This is a genomic window from Acidithiobacillus sp. (assembly GCF_023255755.1).
In the GTDB taxonomy this organism is placed as follows: domain Bacteria; phylum Pseudomonadota; class Gammaproteobacteria; order Acidithiobacillales; family Acidithiobacillaceae; genus Acidithiobacillus.
Genome location: NZ_JAGDVS010000185.1, coordinates 3,806 through 18,337, shown reverse-complemented (window position 1 = coordinate 18,337; position 14,532 = coordinate 3,806). Strand labels below are relative to the sequence as shown.

Sequence of the window (14,532 nt, the reverse complement as noted above, 5' to 3'; positions counted from 1 at the left end):
GCATGGCCACTGAAGCGGCAAGACCCAACACGCTCTCCGGAGGCGCTGCGGAAGCTCAGCGGCGTTGGCAGGAAATGACGCCCAATCGCCGTTTTACGGTATTGGCGGTTCTCGCCGCAGTGCTGGCCGTGCTGATCGTTGCCTTCGTTTGGAGTGGTAAGCCACCATACAAAGTGCTCTATACCAATCTTTCGAACCGGGATGGCGGTCAGGTCATTGCCGAGCTGCAAAAGCTCAATATTCCCTATCGAATCAGTGACGGTGGTGCGGTGATCTCAGTGCCGGGAAGTCATGTTTACGGGACCCGGATGAAGCTCGCGGCGGCGGGGTTGCCTAAAGGGGCCGGGGTTGGCTTTGAACTGCTTGACCATGAACCCATGGGTACCAGTGAGTTTGTCGAGCACATCAATTATCAACGGGCGCTGGAAGGTTCTCTGGAGCGGACGATAGCTTCCCTTTCAGCGGTAGAGCACGCCAAAGTTCATCTCGCTATTCCCAAGCCTTCAGTGTTTCTCAGTGAACAGGAGAATCCCACGGCATCGGTAATGCTGGAAGTCTATCCGGGGCGGGTGTTGAGTGCGGCGCAGGTCGCGGGAGTGGTGCATCTGGTGGCGGCCAGCGTGCCCGGTTTGCGGGATAAGAACGTCACCGTGGTTGATCAGCATGGTGATTTGCTGAGTTCTCATGCCAATGCCGATAGCGGTCTGCAGCCGTCGCAATTGGCTTATCAGCGCGAGGTAGACCAGCAATACCAAAAACGCATTCAGGAAATGCTGACGCCCATAGTGGGTCACAATGGGGTGCGGGTCGCCGTTTCCGCTGACATTGATTTTGCTAAAAGTGAAAGCAGCTCGGTGCATTACGGCAAGGGACAGATACTGAGCGAGCAGACGCATATCAGCAACAGTACCGGTGGTGCCGGACCTTACGGTGTGCCGGGCGCGCTTTCCAATCAGCCGCCAGGGGTGGCCATCGCGCCTTTTGTGGCGCCGGTGGCTTCGGCGATGTCGCCGGCCGCGCTGATTGCTGTTGCCCCCACCCTCAAGATGCTGGCGCCCACAGAGAGTAGCAACGACAGCACCACGAATTACGATGTCGATAAGACTATCGTGCATACCGTGCAACCGGTGGGCCGTGTCAAGCGCCTGTCGGTTGCGGTGCTGGTCGATGACCGGGTTACTGAAAGTGGCCTGGGTGCCATCCACGCCAAACCCCTGACGGCTGCGCAACTGGCACAGGTGCAGCAATTGGTGGAAGACGCCATCGGCTACAATGCGCAGCGCGGTGATACGGTGAAAGTCGTTAACATGCCCTTCACTACACAGTCGGCGGCGACTGCCCTTCCGTGGTGGCAGCAATCCTGGTTCCTTACGCTGATGAACAGTGGCTCGCGTTACCTGGTGCTGTTGATTCTTGCCCTCCTGCTCTATGTCGGGGTAGTCAGGCCATTGCTGCGCCGTCGCATGCGGCAGGAACCGGCAATGAACACCGAAGACGGCGCCGGTGAGGCAGCCTCAGCAGAGGATAAAAGGCCAGCGACACCAGGGGTCGGCGTGCCGTCAGCAACCCTCGCCGGAGCGGGTCATGGACCGGTGGCGCTGCCTGAAAATCCGCTGGAAACCGATCTCTATGTGGCCCGCCAACTGGTCATGCAAGACCCGGCGCGCGCCGCTCAGGTAGTGAAGGAATGGTTAGCCAATGACCGTGAAGCGGGATCTTAATGGCATTGATCGCAGCGCCATTCTCCTTCTGAGCCTGGGGGAGGACGAGGCTGCGGAGGTGATGCGTCATTTGGGGCCGCGCGAGGTCCAGAAGCTGGGTGCCGCGATGGCGCGTATGTCCCATGTTTCCACCGATCAGGCACAGACGGTGTTGTCGGATTTTCGCTCACGTCTGGAACGTCAGACTTCCCTGGGTGTCGGGAGTGACCAATATATTCGGGCGATGCTGAACAAGGCTTTGGGCGCGGATAAGGCGAGCACCCTCATTGATCGTATTCTCCATGGCGGTGACTCCAGTGGGTTGGAGAATCTCAAATGGATGGATGCCCGTTCCATCGCCGATTTGATCAAGCTGGAGCATCCGCAAGTGCTGGCCATGATCCTCGCCTACATGGAGCCTGAACAGGCGGGTGAAGTGCTTCATCATCTGCCGGAGCGGTTGGTCAGCGAGGCCATGATGCGGTTGGCCAGCCTGGAGACGGTGCAGCCCGCAGCGATCCGGGAGTTGAATGATATCCTGGAAGAGCAGTTGTCGGGAGAGACACAGAGCCTGCAGGTGGCCAGTCTCGGTGGCCCGAAGGCTGCAGCCGAAGTGCTCAATCGTCTGGAAACCAGCCTCTCCGGTAGCATTCTCGAGAAGATGCGGGAAAATGATAGTGAACTGGCGGAAAAGGTGCAGGAGAAGATGTTTGTCTTTGATGACCTGATCAAGCTGGATGACCGCAGTCTGCAGGTGTTGCTGCGGGAGATCCCTTCCGAGGGATTTGTCACCGCGTTGAAGGGTGCCAGTCCCGGGCTGCGCGAAAAATTCTTCGCGAATATGTCAAAACGCGCTGCGGAGATGATGCGCGATGATCTAGACGCCAAGGGGCCGGTGCGGGTCAGCGAGGTGGAAACCGCGCAGAAGGCCATCCTGCAGATCGCCACCCGTTTAGACGCGGCCGGGCAGATTAACCTGGGCAACGGCAGCAGTGAGGCCATGGTTTGAGGGTTGGAGAGCGCCTATGAAATTGCCCCAGGAAGTGATTTCTCGTGACACGATTGGCGACCTGCAACGCTGGCAGTTGCCAGATATGTCTGTTGTCGCGGTGCGAGCCCAGCCGACGAAGGCGCCGGGGGAATCCATTTCCACGCAATCCGTAATCTTGCCGACGGCGGATGAATTGCAAGCCATTTATGGGCAGGCCGAGAGGGAAGGGCGGGAACAGGGGCATCAGCAAGGTTACGCGGCGGGGTATGCCGAAGGCATGGCCGCTGCGGCCCAGGATCGACAGGCTTTGCAGCAGATTTTACACGATTTCAGTGTGCCGTTACGGGCACTGGATGTGAGTGTTGAACAGTCGCTGTTGGCGCTGGCCATGGAAATTGCCAAACAGGTGATTCGCCACGAGCTGGTTCTGCGGCCAGAGTCGCTGTTGCCGTTGCTCCGGGAGGCACTGCGCGCGGTGCCGGTACGGAGCGCGCAGCCGAGTATCTGCCTGCATCCCGATGATCTGGCATTAGTGGAACGTTTGATGCCGGAGCTGACGGAGCAAGGTGTGGTGTTGCACGCCGATGCTGAACTGGAACGGGGCGGCGTATTAGTGGCCGCCAGCCTGGATGCCGAGGTGGCGCGCCCGGACCGCCGCTGGCAGGGACGTGAATTCGATCATGCGGCTACGCAACTGGATCTTCGTCTGGAGACGCGCTGGCGGGAAACCCTGGATCAGCTTTTCGGCGAGATTTCCACATGACCGGGATATTTGCCGACCGCCAACGTCACTGGGGCGAATATCTGCAGAGTATACAGTCGCGTATGCAACGGCAGCCGCCCGCGTTATTACCCAGCGGGCGGCTGGTGCGCATGGTGGGTCTGGTTTTGGAGGCAGAAGGTTTTGATGCCAGTATCGGAACGCGCTGCCGGGTGGCCGCAGCGCATCAGCGCGGTATCGATGCCGAGGTAGTCGGTTTTCAGGCCGGACGTCTACAACTCATGGCGGCGGGAGATCTGCACGGGGTGGCGCCTGGGGCACGGGTGCAACCTTTGGCGGGAGAGGCTCAGGCGGGGGTAAGCCCGCAGATGTTAGGTCGGATTATGGATGGGCAAGGTCAGGTACTGGATGGTGGTGGACCCATTCTTGGTCAGGAGCGAGTCCCTTTGCTGGGAACGGCCATCAATCCCATGCGGCGCGCGCCAGTGCGGGCGCCCCTCGACGTAGGGGTGCGCAGCATCAATGCGTTGTTTACCATCGGTCGCGGCGCGCGCATGGGCCTGTTTGCCGGCAGTGGCGTGGGTAAGAGCGTCCTCTTGGGGATGATGGCGCGCAATACGGATGCGGATGTCATTGTCGTCGGATTGATTGGTGAACGTGGCCGCGAGGTCAAGGAGTTCATTGAGGATATTCTCGGTGAGTCCGGTCTGCGCCGTGCCGTGGTGGTGGCGGCACCTGCCGACGTGCCAGCGCTGACCCGCATTCGTGGCGCGCACCTGGCAACCGCCATCGCCGAATATTATCGGAGTCAGGGCCAGCATGTGTTACTGCTGATGGATTCATTGACCCGTTATGCAATGGCGCAGCGCGAAATCGCCTTGGCCGTGGGCGAGCCGCCAGCCGTACGGGGTTATCCGCCTTCGGTATTTGCGCGCTTGCCCGCATTGGTGGAGCGCGCGGGCAATGGTCCCGAGGGGGGCGGCAGCATCACGGCTTTCTATACCGTGCTTATGGAAGGCGATGACCAGCAGGACCCCATTGCCGACAGCGCGCGGGCCGTGCTCGACGGACATCTGGTATTATCCCGCAGCCTCGCTGAGCAAGGGCAGTATCCAGCTATCGATCTGGAAGCCTCTATCAGCCGGGTGATGCCGAATATCGTGCCGCCACTTCAGTTGAGTCGCTTGCATTTGCTCAAACGCCTCTATAGTCGCTATCGCGACCAGCAGGATCTCATCGCGGTCGGCGCATATACGCCTGGCATGGAGCCGCTACTTGACCAGGCGGTGCGCGCCTATCCCGGAATCCTCGCCTTTCTGCGTCAGGATCAGCGGGAATCCGTATCGCTGGCCACAAGCCAAGCGCAACTGGCAGAAATTATGACCCATTACCTGGACGATCACGCGGGCGTTACGCCTGCTTAAATATTATGAGCCGCCAAGATACCATCCTCTACCTCCGTGAAGACGCCGATAACCGGCAAAAAGAGCTGGCCCAGACACTGGGTAGGCAGCGTGCGCTACTGCATGAAATACAGAATAAGCTGCAGTTGCTGGAAAATTATCTGGCGCAGTATCGCGAGCAGGCGGTCGCCGCGGAGCAGGCTGGTATTCTCAGCGCGCAAGCGATGGAGATGCGCAGTTTCATCGCACAGCTTGAACAGGTGCTTAAGCTGCAACGAGAAAATCTCCAGCACCAACAGCAGCAGGTGCGTTGGCTGCAAGGCGAGTGGGCGGCCGCCAGAGGGCGGGGAAAAGGCTTGGCCTCCCTCGCTCAGCGTCTGGAAAATGAGCAGCGCAACCAGGCGTTACGCAAAATGCAAAAAGATCTGGATGAATGGGCCATGCGCTCCTCCGCGCTGCGGGTCGGGCGTGTTTTTTGCCTATGATACTGCAACTATCTTTCTGAGGAGGTGCCGGTATGGCTGCAGAAATCATGAGCGCAACAGCCAACCCCATAGCGACGCCTGTGTCGGTAGGTGCTCCGGCTTCGGCACAGACCGCAAGCGGCACAGGGCCGGTGCCTGGTTTCGCCCAGGTGATGGCGGGGCAGCAGGCGGCGGCGCCGGCGAATGCCCAGGGTAAGGTGGGTACGCCTGAGAAGATCGCGGGAAAAAAATCAGACGCACCACAAAAAGTCTCGCCGCACGCGCTTCGCCAGCCGGTGGGGGAAAGCAGTGGCAAAACTTTGCCGGTGGCGCTGGCTACCAAGGCGACGTCGACGGTTCCCGCTCCAGCGACAACCGGCGCAACTGCGGTGCCGCCCAAAAAGGTTGCGGATAAAACCCATGCGGCCAAAAACACGGCTGTTTCTCCCTTGCCGACAGCCGTGTTTTTTTCGCCGACACTTCCCTTGGCAGCCACCGCCGCGTCCCCCCACTACCAAGACGTATCCGGGAAACCGACACCTTTAGGGGGCGCCGACGAGTCCGGTCATAATGCTGTGGCGACGCTGTCCCAAGAGGGTGCGAGCCATGCAGCCGGAGCATTGGAGACAATCCATGTTCAGAATTTGCAGGGCAAAGAGGCAGGTACGCAAGCGCCGCGTCCTGCGCTGATTCAGCGCGTTAGCGTGGTCACCGCGTCCAGCCCTTCGACAGCCACGTTGGCAATGGTCTCCACCAAACGTTCGGAAGTGACTAATGGTGCCAGTCAACCAGGCGCCAATCTGCCGAATATGACGGTGTTAAGCGGAGTTACTCCGACCGCAGGCCCTGCCCCTGCAGTGGCTGTCGTGGCGCCCCCGGTGGATAGCCGTCCGCAATGGGGTCAGGCGCTAGGGCAGCAGGTGCAATTTTTACTGGGCCAGGGGATACAGCAGGCCACCCTGCATCTCAACCCGCCGCACCTGGGTCCGCTGGAGGTGCATTTGGATCTTCAACAAAATGGCCAGACCAACGCTTTTTTCAGCTCACCACATCCGGAAGTGCGGGAAGCCATTGCCACGGCCATGCCGCAACTGCAGGAGAGTTTTGCGGCGGCGGGGATGAGCCTGGGGCAGGCGAGTGTGGGGACGGATAGCGGCGGGCGGCCCTTTGCGCGCAACAAATCTGTGCCCGTCTCCGGTATTATGGCGGTTGGGGAGGCGACCGGTGGGGTTACCGCACTTCCGATATCGGTCCGTGTCCGGTTGGGATTGGTGAATACCTTTGCATGATTCTTGCAAAGCAGTACCGCTAACGATACGGTGACCGCATGGCACAGGATATTCTTTCTCAGGATGAAGTAGACGCCCTCTTCAAAGGGATGGCAGGTGGTGATGTCGATACCGAGACTGATGCAGTGCCCGATCCGGGTGGTGTGCGGCCTTATGATCTCGCCAACCAGGATCGTATCGTGCGCGGACGTATGCCTACCCTGGAGGTGGTCAACGAGCGCTTTGCTCGTCTATGGCGGGTCAGTCTGTTCAACTTTTTGCGGCGCACGGCAGAAATCTCCGTGGGTCAGGTGCGGCTGATCAAATATAGTGAGTTCATCCGCAGTCTGGTGGTACCCAGTAATATCAATATGGTACAGATCAAGCCTCTGCGCGGGACCGCCTTGTTCGTCTTCGATCCCCGCCTGATTTTTGCGGTGGTGGACAACTATTTCGGTGGTGATGGCCGCTTTCATGCGCGTATTGAGGGCCGAGACTTCACCCCGCTGGAGCAGCGCATCATCAAGCGGCTTCTGGATATGGCGTTCAAAGACTTTAAGTCGGCCTGGGCACCGGTGGCGCCCCTGAACCCGGAGTTGATGCGCTCGGAAGTAAACCCGCAGTTCGTCAATATTGCGACGCCGACAGAAGTGGTGATCACCACCACGTTTACCGTAGAGCTGGAATCGGGGACGGGCACTCTCCATGTCTGTCTTCCTTATGGCATGGTCGAACCGGTACGCGATCAGCTCACGGCAGGCACGACGGCGGATCGTTCTGAGGTGGACCGCCGTTGGGTGCAGTCTCTGCAGGATGAAATGCAGGAGGCCGAACTGGAACTGGAAGCGCAGTTCGTGCAAACGCGCCTGACTCTGCGGCAATTGCTGGCGCTACGCGATGGCGACGTGATTCCTATTGAAATGCCGGAAACGATTGTCGCGCGAATTGATGGCATTCCAGTGCTTTCCGGGCGCTATGGAATGTCTAATGGCAAATATGCCGTTCAGGTGACGGAGCATCTCTGTCCGGAAATCGCAGCAGGGCAAGCCGCCATGGCGGCATTGGAGAGTTGAACCATGGCTGAAGAGCAAATACCGGTAGGCGCGGAACCTGTGGCGGACGCGGCGGATAACAGCGCGGCCGATGATATTATGGCGGACTGGGCAGCAGCTATGGCGGAGCAGGGCGGTGCCAGCACCGATACGGAAGCATCTGCTGAACCGGACAACGAGCTTAACGCTCCGCTTAAGCAGGCCCCTAAGGCGACTCCCGCCCCTATTCCCGAGTTGCATGCTGCCAGCAGCGGTACGCAGGCGCAGAATCTGGATATGATTCTCGATATTCCGGTGACGCTCTCGGTAGAGCTGGGACGTACCAAGATTCAAATTCGGAATCTCCTGCAGTTGGCGCAGGGTTCGGTGGTCGAGTTGGAGCGCCTCGCTGGCGAGCCGATGGATGTGCTCGTGAATGGTTACCTTATCGCGCAGGGTGAGGTCGTGCTGGTGAATGACAAGTTTGGCATTCGTCTCACCGACATCGTCAGCCCGGCGGAACGGGCCAAGAAACTCCGTTGAAAAAAAATCCAAGTCCCGACTTCAGCGTCAAAATTGCCGCCCTGCGAGCGTCAAAAATCCGACTGGCAGGCATGGTCTGCGCCCTGTGGAGCCCGTCAGTTTGGGCGGATACCTCCGTCGGCATGGGGGCGGACAGTGCTTTTTCGTGGTCAGCCATTCTCCAGCTATTTTCTGCCCTGGTGCTGGTCCTCCTGATATTTTTCGGGGTGGTGTGGTTACTCAAGCGCCTGCAACCCGGTCTGGCCGGTGGGCAGGTCGGAGGTATGCGGGTGGTGTCGTCACTCTCCCTTGGAACGCGGGAACGCCTTTTGCTAGTACAAGTGGGAGAGCAGCAGTTGCTTCTCGGTGTGACTCCGGCAGGGATTACCCTGCTGCACACCCTGGAGACGACGCTGCCAGACACCACCAGCAACGCGCCGGCCACTTTCGCCGGTTGGTTGCGCACCGCAATGGAGAGGCGCAAGCAAGGGCCATGGAACCAGCACATAAAGACCCCCACCAGGGACCCGGCAGAAACCCCGCCCGCTTCCAGACCAGGATCGCCGCCTTTGGACTGATCGTCCTCAATATTCCGGGAGTGGCCATCGCCGGCGGCCTTCCCGCTTTTACCACAGGTCCTGCAGCGGGCGGCGGCACCGAATACAGCCTCAGTATTCAGGCGCTCATCTTCATGACGGTACTGGTCTTTTTACCCAGCATGCTGCTGATGATGACAGCCTTCACCCGTATCATCATCGTCCTCTCCCTGCTCAAGCAGGCTCTGGGTTCGACCCAGATGCCGCCCAGCCAGGTCATCGTCGGCCTATCGCTCTTTCTTACTTTTTTTGTGATGGCGCCGGTGTTTCAGAAGCTCAACACGGAAGTCCTGCAGCCCCTTACTCAAAACCAGATCAATATCACCCAGGCCATGTCGCGTGCTGATGGACCGTTGCGCACCTTCATGCTTTCGCAGACGCGACCCGATGATCTCGCGCTTTTCGTCAAGCTCTCCGGACACCCGCAATTGCAGGCCCCGGCGGATACGCCCATGACTTTATTGATCCCGGCCTTCGTCACTTCGGAGCTGAAGACCGGGTTTCAGATCGGCTTTCTGATCTTCATACCCTTCGTGATCATCGATCTGGTGGTGGCTGCCGTTCTGATGTCTATGGGCATGATGATGCTGTCGCCAGTGACGGTGTCTTTTCCCTTCAAACTCATGCTCTTCGTACTGGTCAACGGCTGGGATCTGGTCATCGGTTCGCTGGTACAGAGCTTTGTCCATTGAGGTGAGGGAATGACTCCAGAGAGTATTGTCACGATCGGTCAGCAAGCGGTGTGGACGACCCTCTTGTTGTCGGCCCCCTTGCTGGGGATTGCGCTGGTGGTCGGCCTGCTGGTGAGTGTCTTTCAAGCGGCCACCCAGCTCAACGAAATGACGCTCAGCTTTGTGCCCAAAATTCTGGCGATGGCCTTGGTGCTGGTGATTGCCGGTCCATGGATGCTGCATCTGATCATGGACTTCACCATCCACCTGTTCCATGACATTCCGCATCTGATCAACCAATGATTCACTTTACCACGCTGCAACTGGAGCACTGGATCGGCCTGGTCTTCTGGCCCTTTATTCGTATCCTCGCGCTGCTGTCCACGGCGCCGGTGTTTAGCGCCACCCAGGTACCGATTCAGGTGCGGGTAGGGCTGGCGTTGCTGATCAGTGTGGCTATCGCCCCCGCTCTGCCCGCGATGCCTGCTGTACATTTTTTGTCGGGAGCGGGTTTTGTGCTGCTCATCCAGCAAATCCTCATAGGCACGGCGCTGGGTTTTGCTGTGACGGTGGTTTTTAGCGTGGTGCAGTTTGCGGGGTCGGTCATCAGTCTACAGATGGGGCTGGGATTCAGCAGCTTTTTTGACCCTGTGACGGGCGTGCAGGTCCCTACCCTTTCCAATTTTCTCAACCTGATCGCCTTACTCCTGTTCATGGCAATGAATGGTCAGTTGCTGGTGCTGGCGACCCTTATGCGCAGTTTTACCCTACTGCCGGTGACGGCGACGCTCAGCCTCAATCCTTCGGCCTGGCATTTGCTCGTGGAGGAGGGGAGCATCATCTTCTCGTTGGGTTTGGCTATCTCTGCACCGGTTTTAGGCACGCTGGTGCTCGTAAATATTGCTTTAGGTGTGCTGGGCAAGTCGGCGCCCCAGCTCAATATTTTTGTGATCGGCTTTCCGGTGCTCCTGGGGCTGGGTATCCTCGCGCTGTATGTGTTTATGCCGGCCATGACCATGATCGTTCAGCATCTGCTGAATTTATCCATGGAAACTGCGGGGCAGGCGATGCTCTCGGCGGCGCGGCCATGAATCTCTCGCTCAGGACATAAGACGCCATGGCCGAAGAAAATGCCCAGGAACGTACCGAAGCGGCGACTCCCAAACGCCGCGACGACGCGCGTAAGAAGGGCCAGGTCGCGCGCTCCAGAGAGTTGTCCACCAGCGCCTTGCTGATGGTCTCGGCGAGTGTGTTTTTTGGGTTCGCTGACAATATTTATCAAAGTATTGCCGGATTTCTCTACGTCGGCCTGCATCTCTCGTCCGCCGTGATGACCGATCCTCAAGACCTCCTCCGTCATTTTGCAACGATGTGTGAAACCGCGGCGGAGCTGGTGGTGCCCTTTTTCATCATGCTGCTGATGGCCGTGGTTGCTGCCGGGCTGGTGGTAGGCGGCTGGGTTTTCAGCACCCAGTCGCTGGTACCGGACTTCTCGCGCATGGACCCCATCAGTGGTCTGCAAAAAATCGTTTCCAAGCATGGTGCGTTGGAACTGGTGAAGGCGATCCTGAAAGCTGTGGTGGTGGGCGGTATCGGTATCACGTTGCTCTGGGCCCAACGCAACGCCCTCTTCGGCCTGATTCAGGAATCGCCCGAACAAGCCATGCTGCATCTCATGCACATGAGCGGCTTGGTCTTTCTCGTGCTTGCTGCGTCTACCCTGCTGATTGTGCTATTTGATGTGCCTTTCCAGATCTGGACCATCAACGTGAAGTTGAAGATGTCGCGCCAGGATCAGAAAGATGAAATGAAAGAAATGGACGGCAATCCCGAAATCAAGGCCAAGGTACGCGCCATGCAGCGGGAGATGGCGCGCCGGCGGATGATGGCGGCGGTGCCCAAGGCCGATGTCATTGTCACCAACCCGACCCATTATGCGGTGGCGCTGCGTTATGCCGAAGGGGAGACGCGTGCACCCGTCCTGCTGGCCAAGGGCGCTGATCTGGTGGCCGCCAGGATCCGTGATCTGGCGGCAGAACATCACATACCGGTGGTGGAAGCGCCACCCCTGGCGCGGGCGCTCTACCATCATGTGGAGTTGGAGCAGGAGATCCCCGTCACTCTTTATCGGGCTGTGGCGGAACTCCTCGCCTATCTATATCAGCTCCGGTTGGCGACCCCGCAGCAGCAGCCACAAGTGCCCGCGCACTGGTCAGTGCCCCCGGAAATGGATGAAAGAGGATAAACTGTGAACGCCCTGAACCGGATGTTGCAACGCGTGAACTGGCATACCCTGGCGGCCCCGATCCTGGTGATCATGGTGCTCGCCATGCTCATTATTCCGTTGCCGACTTTTCTCCTGGATATTTTCTTTACCTTCAATATTACGCTGGGCCTGATTATCCTGCTGGTCAGTCTCTATATGGTGCGCCCGCTGGAGTTCGCCGCTTTTCCGACGGCACTGCTGTTAACGACTTTGTTGCGCCTCTCCCTCAATGTGGCGGCGGCAAGGATCATCTTGCTGCACGGCCAGAATGGACCCGGTGCGGCCGGACAGGTGATCGAGTCATTTGGTGAGTTTGTTGTGGGCGGTGACTATGCGGTAGGAATCATCGTTTTTGCGATTCTGGTCATCATCAACTTTATGGTTATCACCAAGGGTGCGGGGCGCATCGCAGAAGTCAGCGCCCGTTTCACTCTCGACGCCATGCCGGGCAAACAGATGGCTATTGATGCGGATATGAATGCCGGCATTATCGATCAGGAAGAAGCCCATCGGCGGCGCAGCGAGATAGCGCAAGAGGCCGATTTTTTTGGTTCCATGGACGGCGCCAGCAAGTTTGTGCGCGGTGATGCCGTCGCAGCGATTATGATTCTATTCATCAACTTAATCGGTGGTCTGATCATCGGCATCTGGCAACATGGTCTCAGTCTTGGCACGGCAGCCCATGACTACACTCTGCTCAGCATCGGTGACGCGCTGGTGGCACAAATTCCCGCACTGGTCATTTCCATCGCCGCCGGCATTGTGGTCACGTCAGTCAATACCGGTCAGGATTTGGGAAAACAATTAGTGAGCCAGATTTTCCACAACCGGGACGTACTGGTTATCGTCGCGGTGATCCTCGCCGTTCTCGGGCTGATTCCGGGGATGCCGCATCTGCCGTTTCTGGGGGCAGGCGCGGTGTTGGGCGGCATCGTTTGGTATCGCAAACGCCAGCAGCCAAAGGCCGAAGCCGCGATACCCCCATCACCAGCCGAGCCGGAGGAGGTCACCTGGGCCAGCGTCGAGCCGCTTGATCCACTCGGGCTGGAGGTCGGTTACCGGCTGATTCCGCTGGTCGACAAGGGGCAGGGCGGCGAGCTGCTGGCACGCATTCGCGGGGTGCGTAAAAAGTTCGCGCAGGACTTTGGCTTTCTGGTGCCCGCCGTGCACGTCCGTGACAATCTCGAATTGCGGCCGACGGCCTACCGGATCACCGTCAAAGGCGTTGAAGTGGCTGGTGGTGAAATCTTTCCGGATTTGCTGCTCGCCATAGACCCAGGCAATGTCCTCGGTAAGCTCGAAGGTACCCCGACTACCGACCCGTCCTTCGGCCTCCCGGCCTTGTGGATAAACAACGATCAGCGCGACAAGGCAGTCGCCCTTGGTTATACGGTGGTCGATCCGGCAACGGTGATCGCCACCCATCTGCATCAGATCTTGCAGTCCCATGGTGCTGAACTGCTGGGCCGCGAGGAGGTGGAGGGGATCCTGTCTCATCTCGCCAGCCGCTCACCCAAGCTGGTAGAAGATGTCATCCCGAAGATGCTGTCTCCCGACAAGCTCAAGAAAGTCTTGCAGAACCTGCTGAATGAAGGCGTGCCCGTTCGCGACATGCGCACCATCGTCGAAATTTTGGCGGAGCACGCACCGCAAAGCCAGGATGTTGACGATCTCACTGCGGCCGTACGTACCGCACTCGGCCCTTATATTGTGCAAGGACTCTTTCCCGGACAGGGGGAGTTGCCAGTCGCGGTGCTGGACGGACAGTTGGAACACTTATTGCAGGAGAGTTTGCGCAACAGTAATGGCGAGGCTTTGGAGCCGGGGCTGGCGCAGCGGGTGCTGGAAAGGGCGGGGGAGTTGATGCAGCAGATGGAGGCTGGCGGTATGCAGCCGGTGCTGCTGGCCATGGCCCCCATGCGCGCCTTTCTGGCACGCTTCCTGGCCCGGACCGCGCCGCGGATGCGGGTGCTCTCTTATGCGGAGATCCCCGAAAATAAACGGATCAGGGTGGTGGCCACGCTCGGTGCTTAAATGGCCAGGCGCTCACCCTCAGGGAGAAAGACACAGATGAAGATCAGGCGATTTAACGGGGCGAGCACCCGCGACGTACTGCAGCAGATTCGCACCGCCTTGGGTGCCGACGCGGTCATTCTCTCCAACCGGGATGTGGATGGGGGTGTCGAGATCGTTGCAGCCATCGATTTTGATGAGAAGCAATGGGCTGAGGCCACGCCAACGCCGAGTTGGCCTGAACCATTACGCGGAGTTCCGGCAAAATTGCCAGCGGAGGATATTCCTACCGTGAGCACCAAGCCCCCATTATCTGTCCCTGAGCGCGTGGCGCACATGGCAGTGAGCAGCAGTGCAGCCACGGAGACTACTCCGCTCCGTAACGAGCTTCAGGCCCTGCGGCAATTGGTGGAAAAACGCTGGGGCAGCCCGCGCGCCAGCAAGCTGGCGCGCGAGGTGCTGACGGACATGGGTTTCTCTGCGGACTGGGCTACGCAAATCGCTCAGCAGGCCGCAGACGAGGCCTGGGGGGCGTCACTGCGCGTAGCGCTGGAGGAGCGGGTGGGCTTGAGCGAGAACCCTCTGGGTAAAGGCGGAATTTTCGCGGTATGGGGTCCTACCGGCTCAGGCAAAACGACCAGCATAGCGAAACTTGCTGCCGCTCAGGTGTTGCGCCACGGGCCTCACTCCGTCGCATTGCTGACCACCGATACCTATCGTATCGCGGGTGTTGAGCAACTGGGGATATATGCGCGCATTCTTGGCGTGCCGCTGGAGGTCATCCGTGGTCCGGAAGATCTTTTCCAGGCTTTGGAGAAACATTGCCAGCGACCGTGGATATTCATCGATACCATCGGTATGAGCCCGCGTGACCAGCGCCTGGGAG

Annotated in this window: 15 protein-coding genes; all 15 read left to right on the top strand. The window is 59.0% G+C overall.

The genetic code is table 11. The features are described 5' to 3' along the window. The first annotated feature begins 2 nt into the window (after nucleotides 1-2). Nucleotides 3-1,721 (top strand): flagellar basal-body MS-ring/collar protein FliF, encoded by a 1,719-nt coding sequence (gene fliF / locus Q0C48_RS13120; protein ID WP_291525074.1) that lies wholly within the window; start codon nucleotides 3-5, stop codon nucleotides 1,719-1,721. Then, entirely contained in the window at nucleotides 1,699-2,709 is a 1,011-nt protein-coding gene (gene fliG, locus Q0C48_RS13115; RefSeq protein WP_163053830.1) for a flagellar motor switch protein FliG, read from the top strand. The genes fliF and fliG overlap by 23 nt, the downstream gene beginning before the upstream one ends. A 16-nt stretch (nucleotides 2,710-2,725) precedes the next feature. Further along, on the top strand, nucleotides 2,726-3,454 hold the full coding sequence (locus Q0C48_RS13110) for a flagellar assembly protein FliH (RefSeq protein WP_291525072.1): 729 nt from the start codon (nucleotides 2,726-2,728) through the stop codon (nucleotides 3,452-3,454). Next, nucleotides 3,451-4,836, top strand: a complete 1,386-nt coding sequence (locus tag Q0C48_RS13105) for a FliI/YscN family ATPase (RefSeq protein ID WP_291525070.1) — start codon at nucleotides 3,451-3,453, stop codon at nucleotides 4,834-4,836. The genes Q0C48_RS13110 and Q0C48_RS13105 overlap by 4 nt, the downstream gene beginning before the upstream one ends. Nucleotides 4,837-4,841: 5 nt before the next feature. Further along, a complete protein-coding gene (gene fliJ, locus Q0C48_RS13100) occupies nucleotides 4,842-5,300 on the top strand; it encodes a flagellar export protein FliJ (RefSeq protein ID WP_291525068.1) in 459 nt (152 codons plus the stop codon). A 32-nt stretch (nucleotides 5,301-5,332) separates the two neighbouring features. Further along, the gene (locus Q0C48_RS13095) at nucleotides 5,333-6,568 is read left to right on the top strand and encodes a flagellar hook-length control protein FliK (RefSeq protein WP_291525066.1); all 1,236 of its coding nucleotides are present in this window, start codon (nucleotides 5,333-5,335) and stop codon (nucleotides 6,566-6,568) included. Nucleotides 6,569-6,606: 38 nt separating this feature from the next. Further along, on the top strand, nucleotides 6,607-7,620 hold the full coding sequence (fliM, locus tag Q0C48_RS13090; RefSeq protein ID WP_291525064.1) for a flagellar motor switch protein FliM: 1,014 nt from the start codon (nucleotides 6,607-6,609) through the stop codon (nucleotides 7,618-7,620). Nucleotides 7,621-7,623: 3 nt separating this feature from the next. After that, on the top strand, nucleotides 7,624-8,121 hold the full coding sequence (gene fliN, locus Q0C48_RS14745; protein ID WP_366937062.1) for a flagellar motor switch protein FliN: 498 nt from the start codon (nucleotides 7,624-7,626) through the stop codon (nucleotides 8,119-8,121). After that, the gene (gene fliO / locus Q0C48_RS13080) at nucleotides 8,118-8,678 is read left to right on the top strand and encodes a flagellar biosynthetic protein FliO (RefSeq protein ID WP_291525062.1); all 561 of its coding nucleotides are present in this window, start codon (nucleotides 8,118-8,120) and stop codon (nucleotides 8,676-8,678) included. The genes fliN and fliO overlap by 4 nt, the downstream gene beginning before the upstream one ends. Then, the gene (gene fliP / locus Q0C48_RS13075) at nucleotides 8,594-9,388 is read left to right on the top strand and encodes a flagellar type III secretion system pore protein FliP (protein ID WP_291525059.1); all 795 of its coding nucleotides are present in this window, start codon (nucleotides 8,594-8,596) and stop codon (nucleotides 9,386-9,388) included. Before fliO ends, fliP begins: the two co-directional genes overlap by 85 nt. Before the next feature lie 9 nt (nucleotides 9,389-9,397). Then, nucleotides 9,398-9,670, top strand: a complete 273-nt coding sequence (fliQ, locus tag Q0C48_RS13070; RefSeq protein ID WP_291525057.1) for a flagellar biosynthesis protein FliQ — start codon at nucleotides 9,398-9,400, stop codon at nucleotides 9,668-9,670. Then, a complete protein-coding gene (gene fliR, locus Q0C48_RS13065) occupies nucleotides 9,667-10,458 on the top strand; it encodes a flagellar biosynthetic protein FliR (protein ID WP_291525054.1) in 792 nt (263 codons plus the stop codon). The genes fliQ and fliR overlap by 4 nt, the downstream gene beginning before the upstream one ends. A 26-nt stretch (nucleotides 10,459-10,484) precedes the next feature. Next, nucleotides 10,485-11,612 (top strand): flagellar biosynthesis protein FlhB, encoded by a 1,128-nt coding sequence (gene flhB / locus Q0C48_RS13060; protein ID WP_291525052.1) that lies wholly within the window; start codon nucleotides 10,485-10,487, stop codon nucleotides 11,610-11,612. Between the two features lie 3 nt (nucleotides 11,613-11,615). Continuing rightward, on the top strand, nucleotides 11,616-13,667 hold the full coding sequence (flhA, locus tag Q0C48_RS13055) for a flagellar biosynthesis protein FlhA (RefSeq protein ID WP_291525050.1): 2,052 nt from the start codon (nucleotides 11,616-11,618) through the stop codon (nucleotides 13,665-13,667). A gap of 36 nt (nucleotides 13,668-13,703) precedes the next feature. Then, nucleotides 13,704-14,532, top strand: an 829-nt coding sequence (flhF, locus tag Q0C48_RS13050; RefSeq protein ID WP_291525048.1) for a flagellar biosynthesis protein FlhF, incomplete at its 3' end; no start/stop codon positions are given.

What these genes read in the sequence shown, in the direction of transcription:
- Q0C48_RS13095 (WP_291525066.1), top strand. Translation starts at nt 5,333, where the DNA reads ATGGCTGCAGAAATCATGAGCGCAACAGCCAACCCCATAGCGACGCCT.
- fliM (WP_291525064.1), top strand. Translation starts at nt 6,607, where the DNA reads ATGGCACAGGATATTCTTTCTCAGGATGAAGTAGACGCCCTCTTCAAA.
- Q0C48_RS13110 (WP_291525072.1), top strand. Translation starts at nt 2,726, where the DNA reads ATGAAATTGCCCCAGGAAGTGATTTCTCGTGACACGATTGGCGACCTG.
- flhB (WP_291525052.1), top strand. Translation starts at nt 10,485, where the DNA reads ATGGCCGAAGAAAATGCCCAGGAACGTACCGAAGCGGCGACTCCCAAA.
- fliN (WP_366937062.1), top strand. Translation starts at nt 7,624, where the DNA reads ATGGCTGAAGAGCAAATACCGGTAGGCGCGGAACCTGTGGCGGACGCG.
- fliJ (WP_291525068.1), top strand. Translation starts at nt 4,842, where the DNA reads ATGAGCCGCCAAGATACCATCCTCTACCTCCGTGAAGACGCCGATAAC.
- Q0C48_RS13105 (WP_291525070.1), top strand. Translation starts at nt 3,451, where the DNA reads ATGACCGGGATATTTGCCGACCGCCAACGTCACTGGGGCGAATATCTG.
- fliF (WP_291525074.1), top strand. Translation starts at nt 3, where the DNA reads ATGGCCACTGAAGCGGCAAGACCCAACACGCTCTCCGGAGGCGCTGCG.
- fliG (WP_163053830.1), top strand. Translation starts at nt 1,699, where the DNA reads ATGACCGTGAAGCGGGATCTTAATGGCATTGATCGCAGCGCCATTCTC.
- fliP (WP_291525059.1), top strand. Translation starts at nt 8,594, where the DNA reads ATGGAACCAGCACATAAAGACCCCCACCAGGGACCCGGCAGAAACCCC.
- fliR (WP_291525054.1), top strand. Translation starts at nt 9,667, where the DNA reads ATGATTCACTTTACCACGCTGCAACTGGAGCACTGGATCGGCCTGGTC.
- fliQ (WP_291525057.1), top strand. Translation starts at nt 9,398, where the DNA reads ATGACTCCAGAGAGTATTGTCACGATCGGTCAGCAAGCGGTGTGGACG.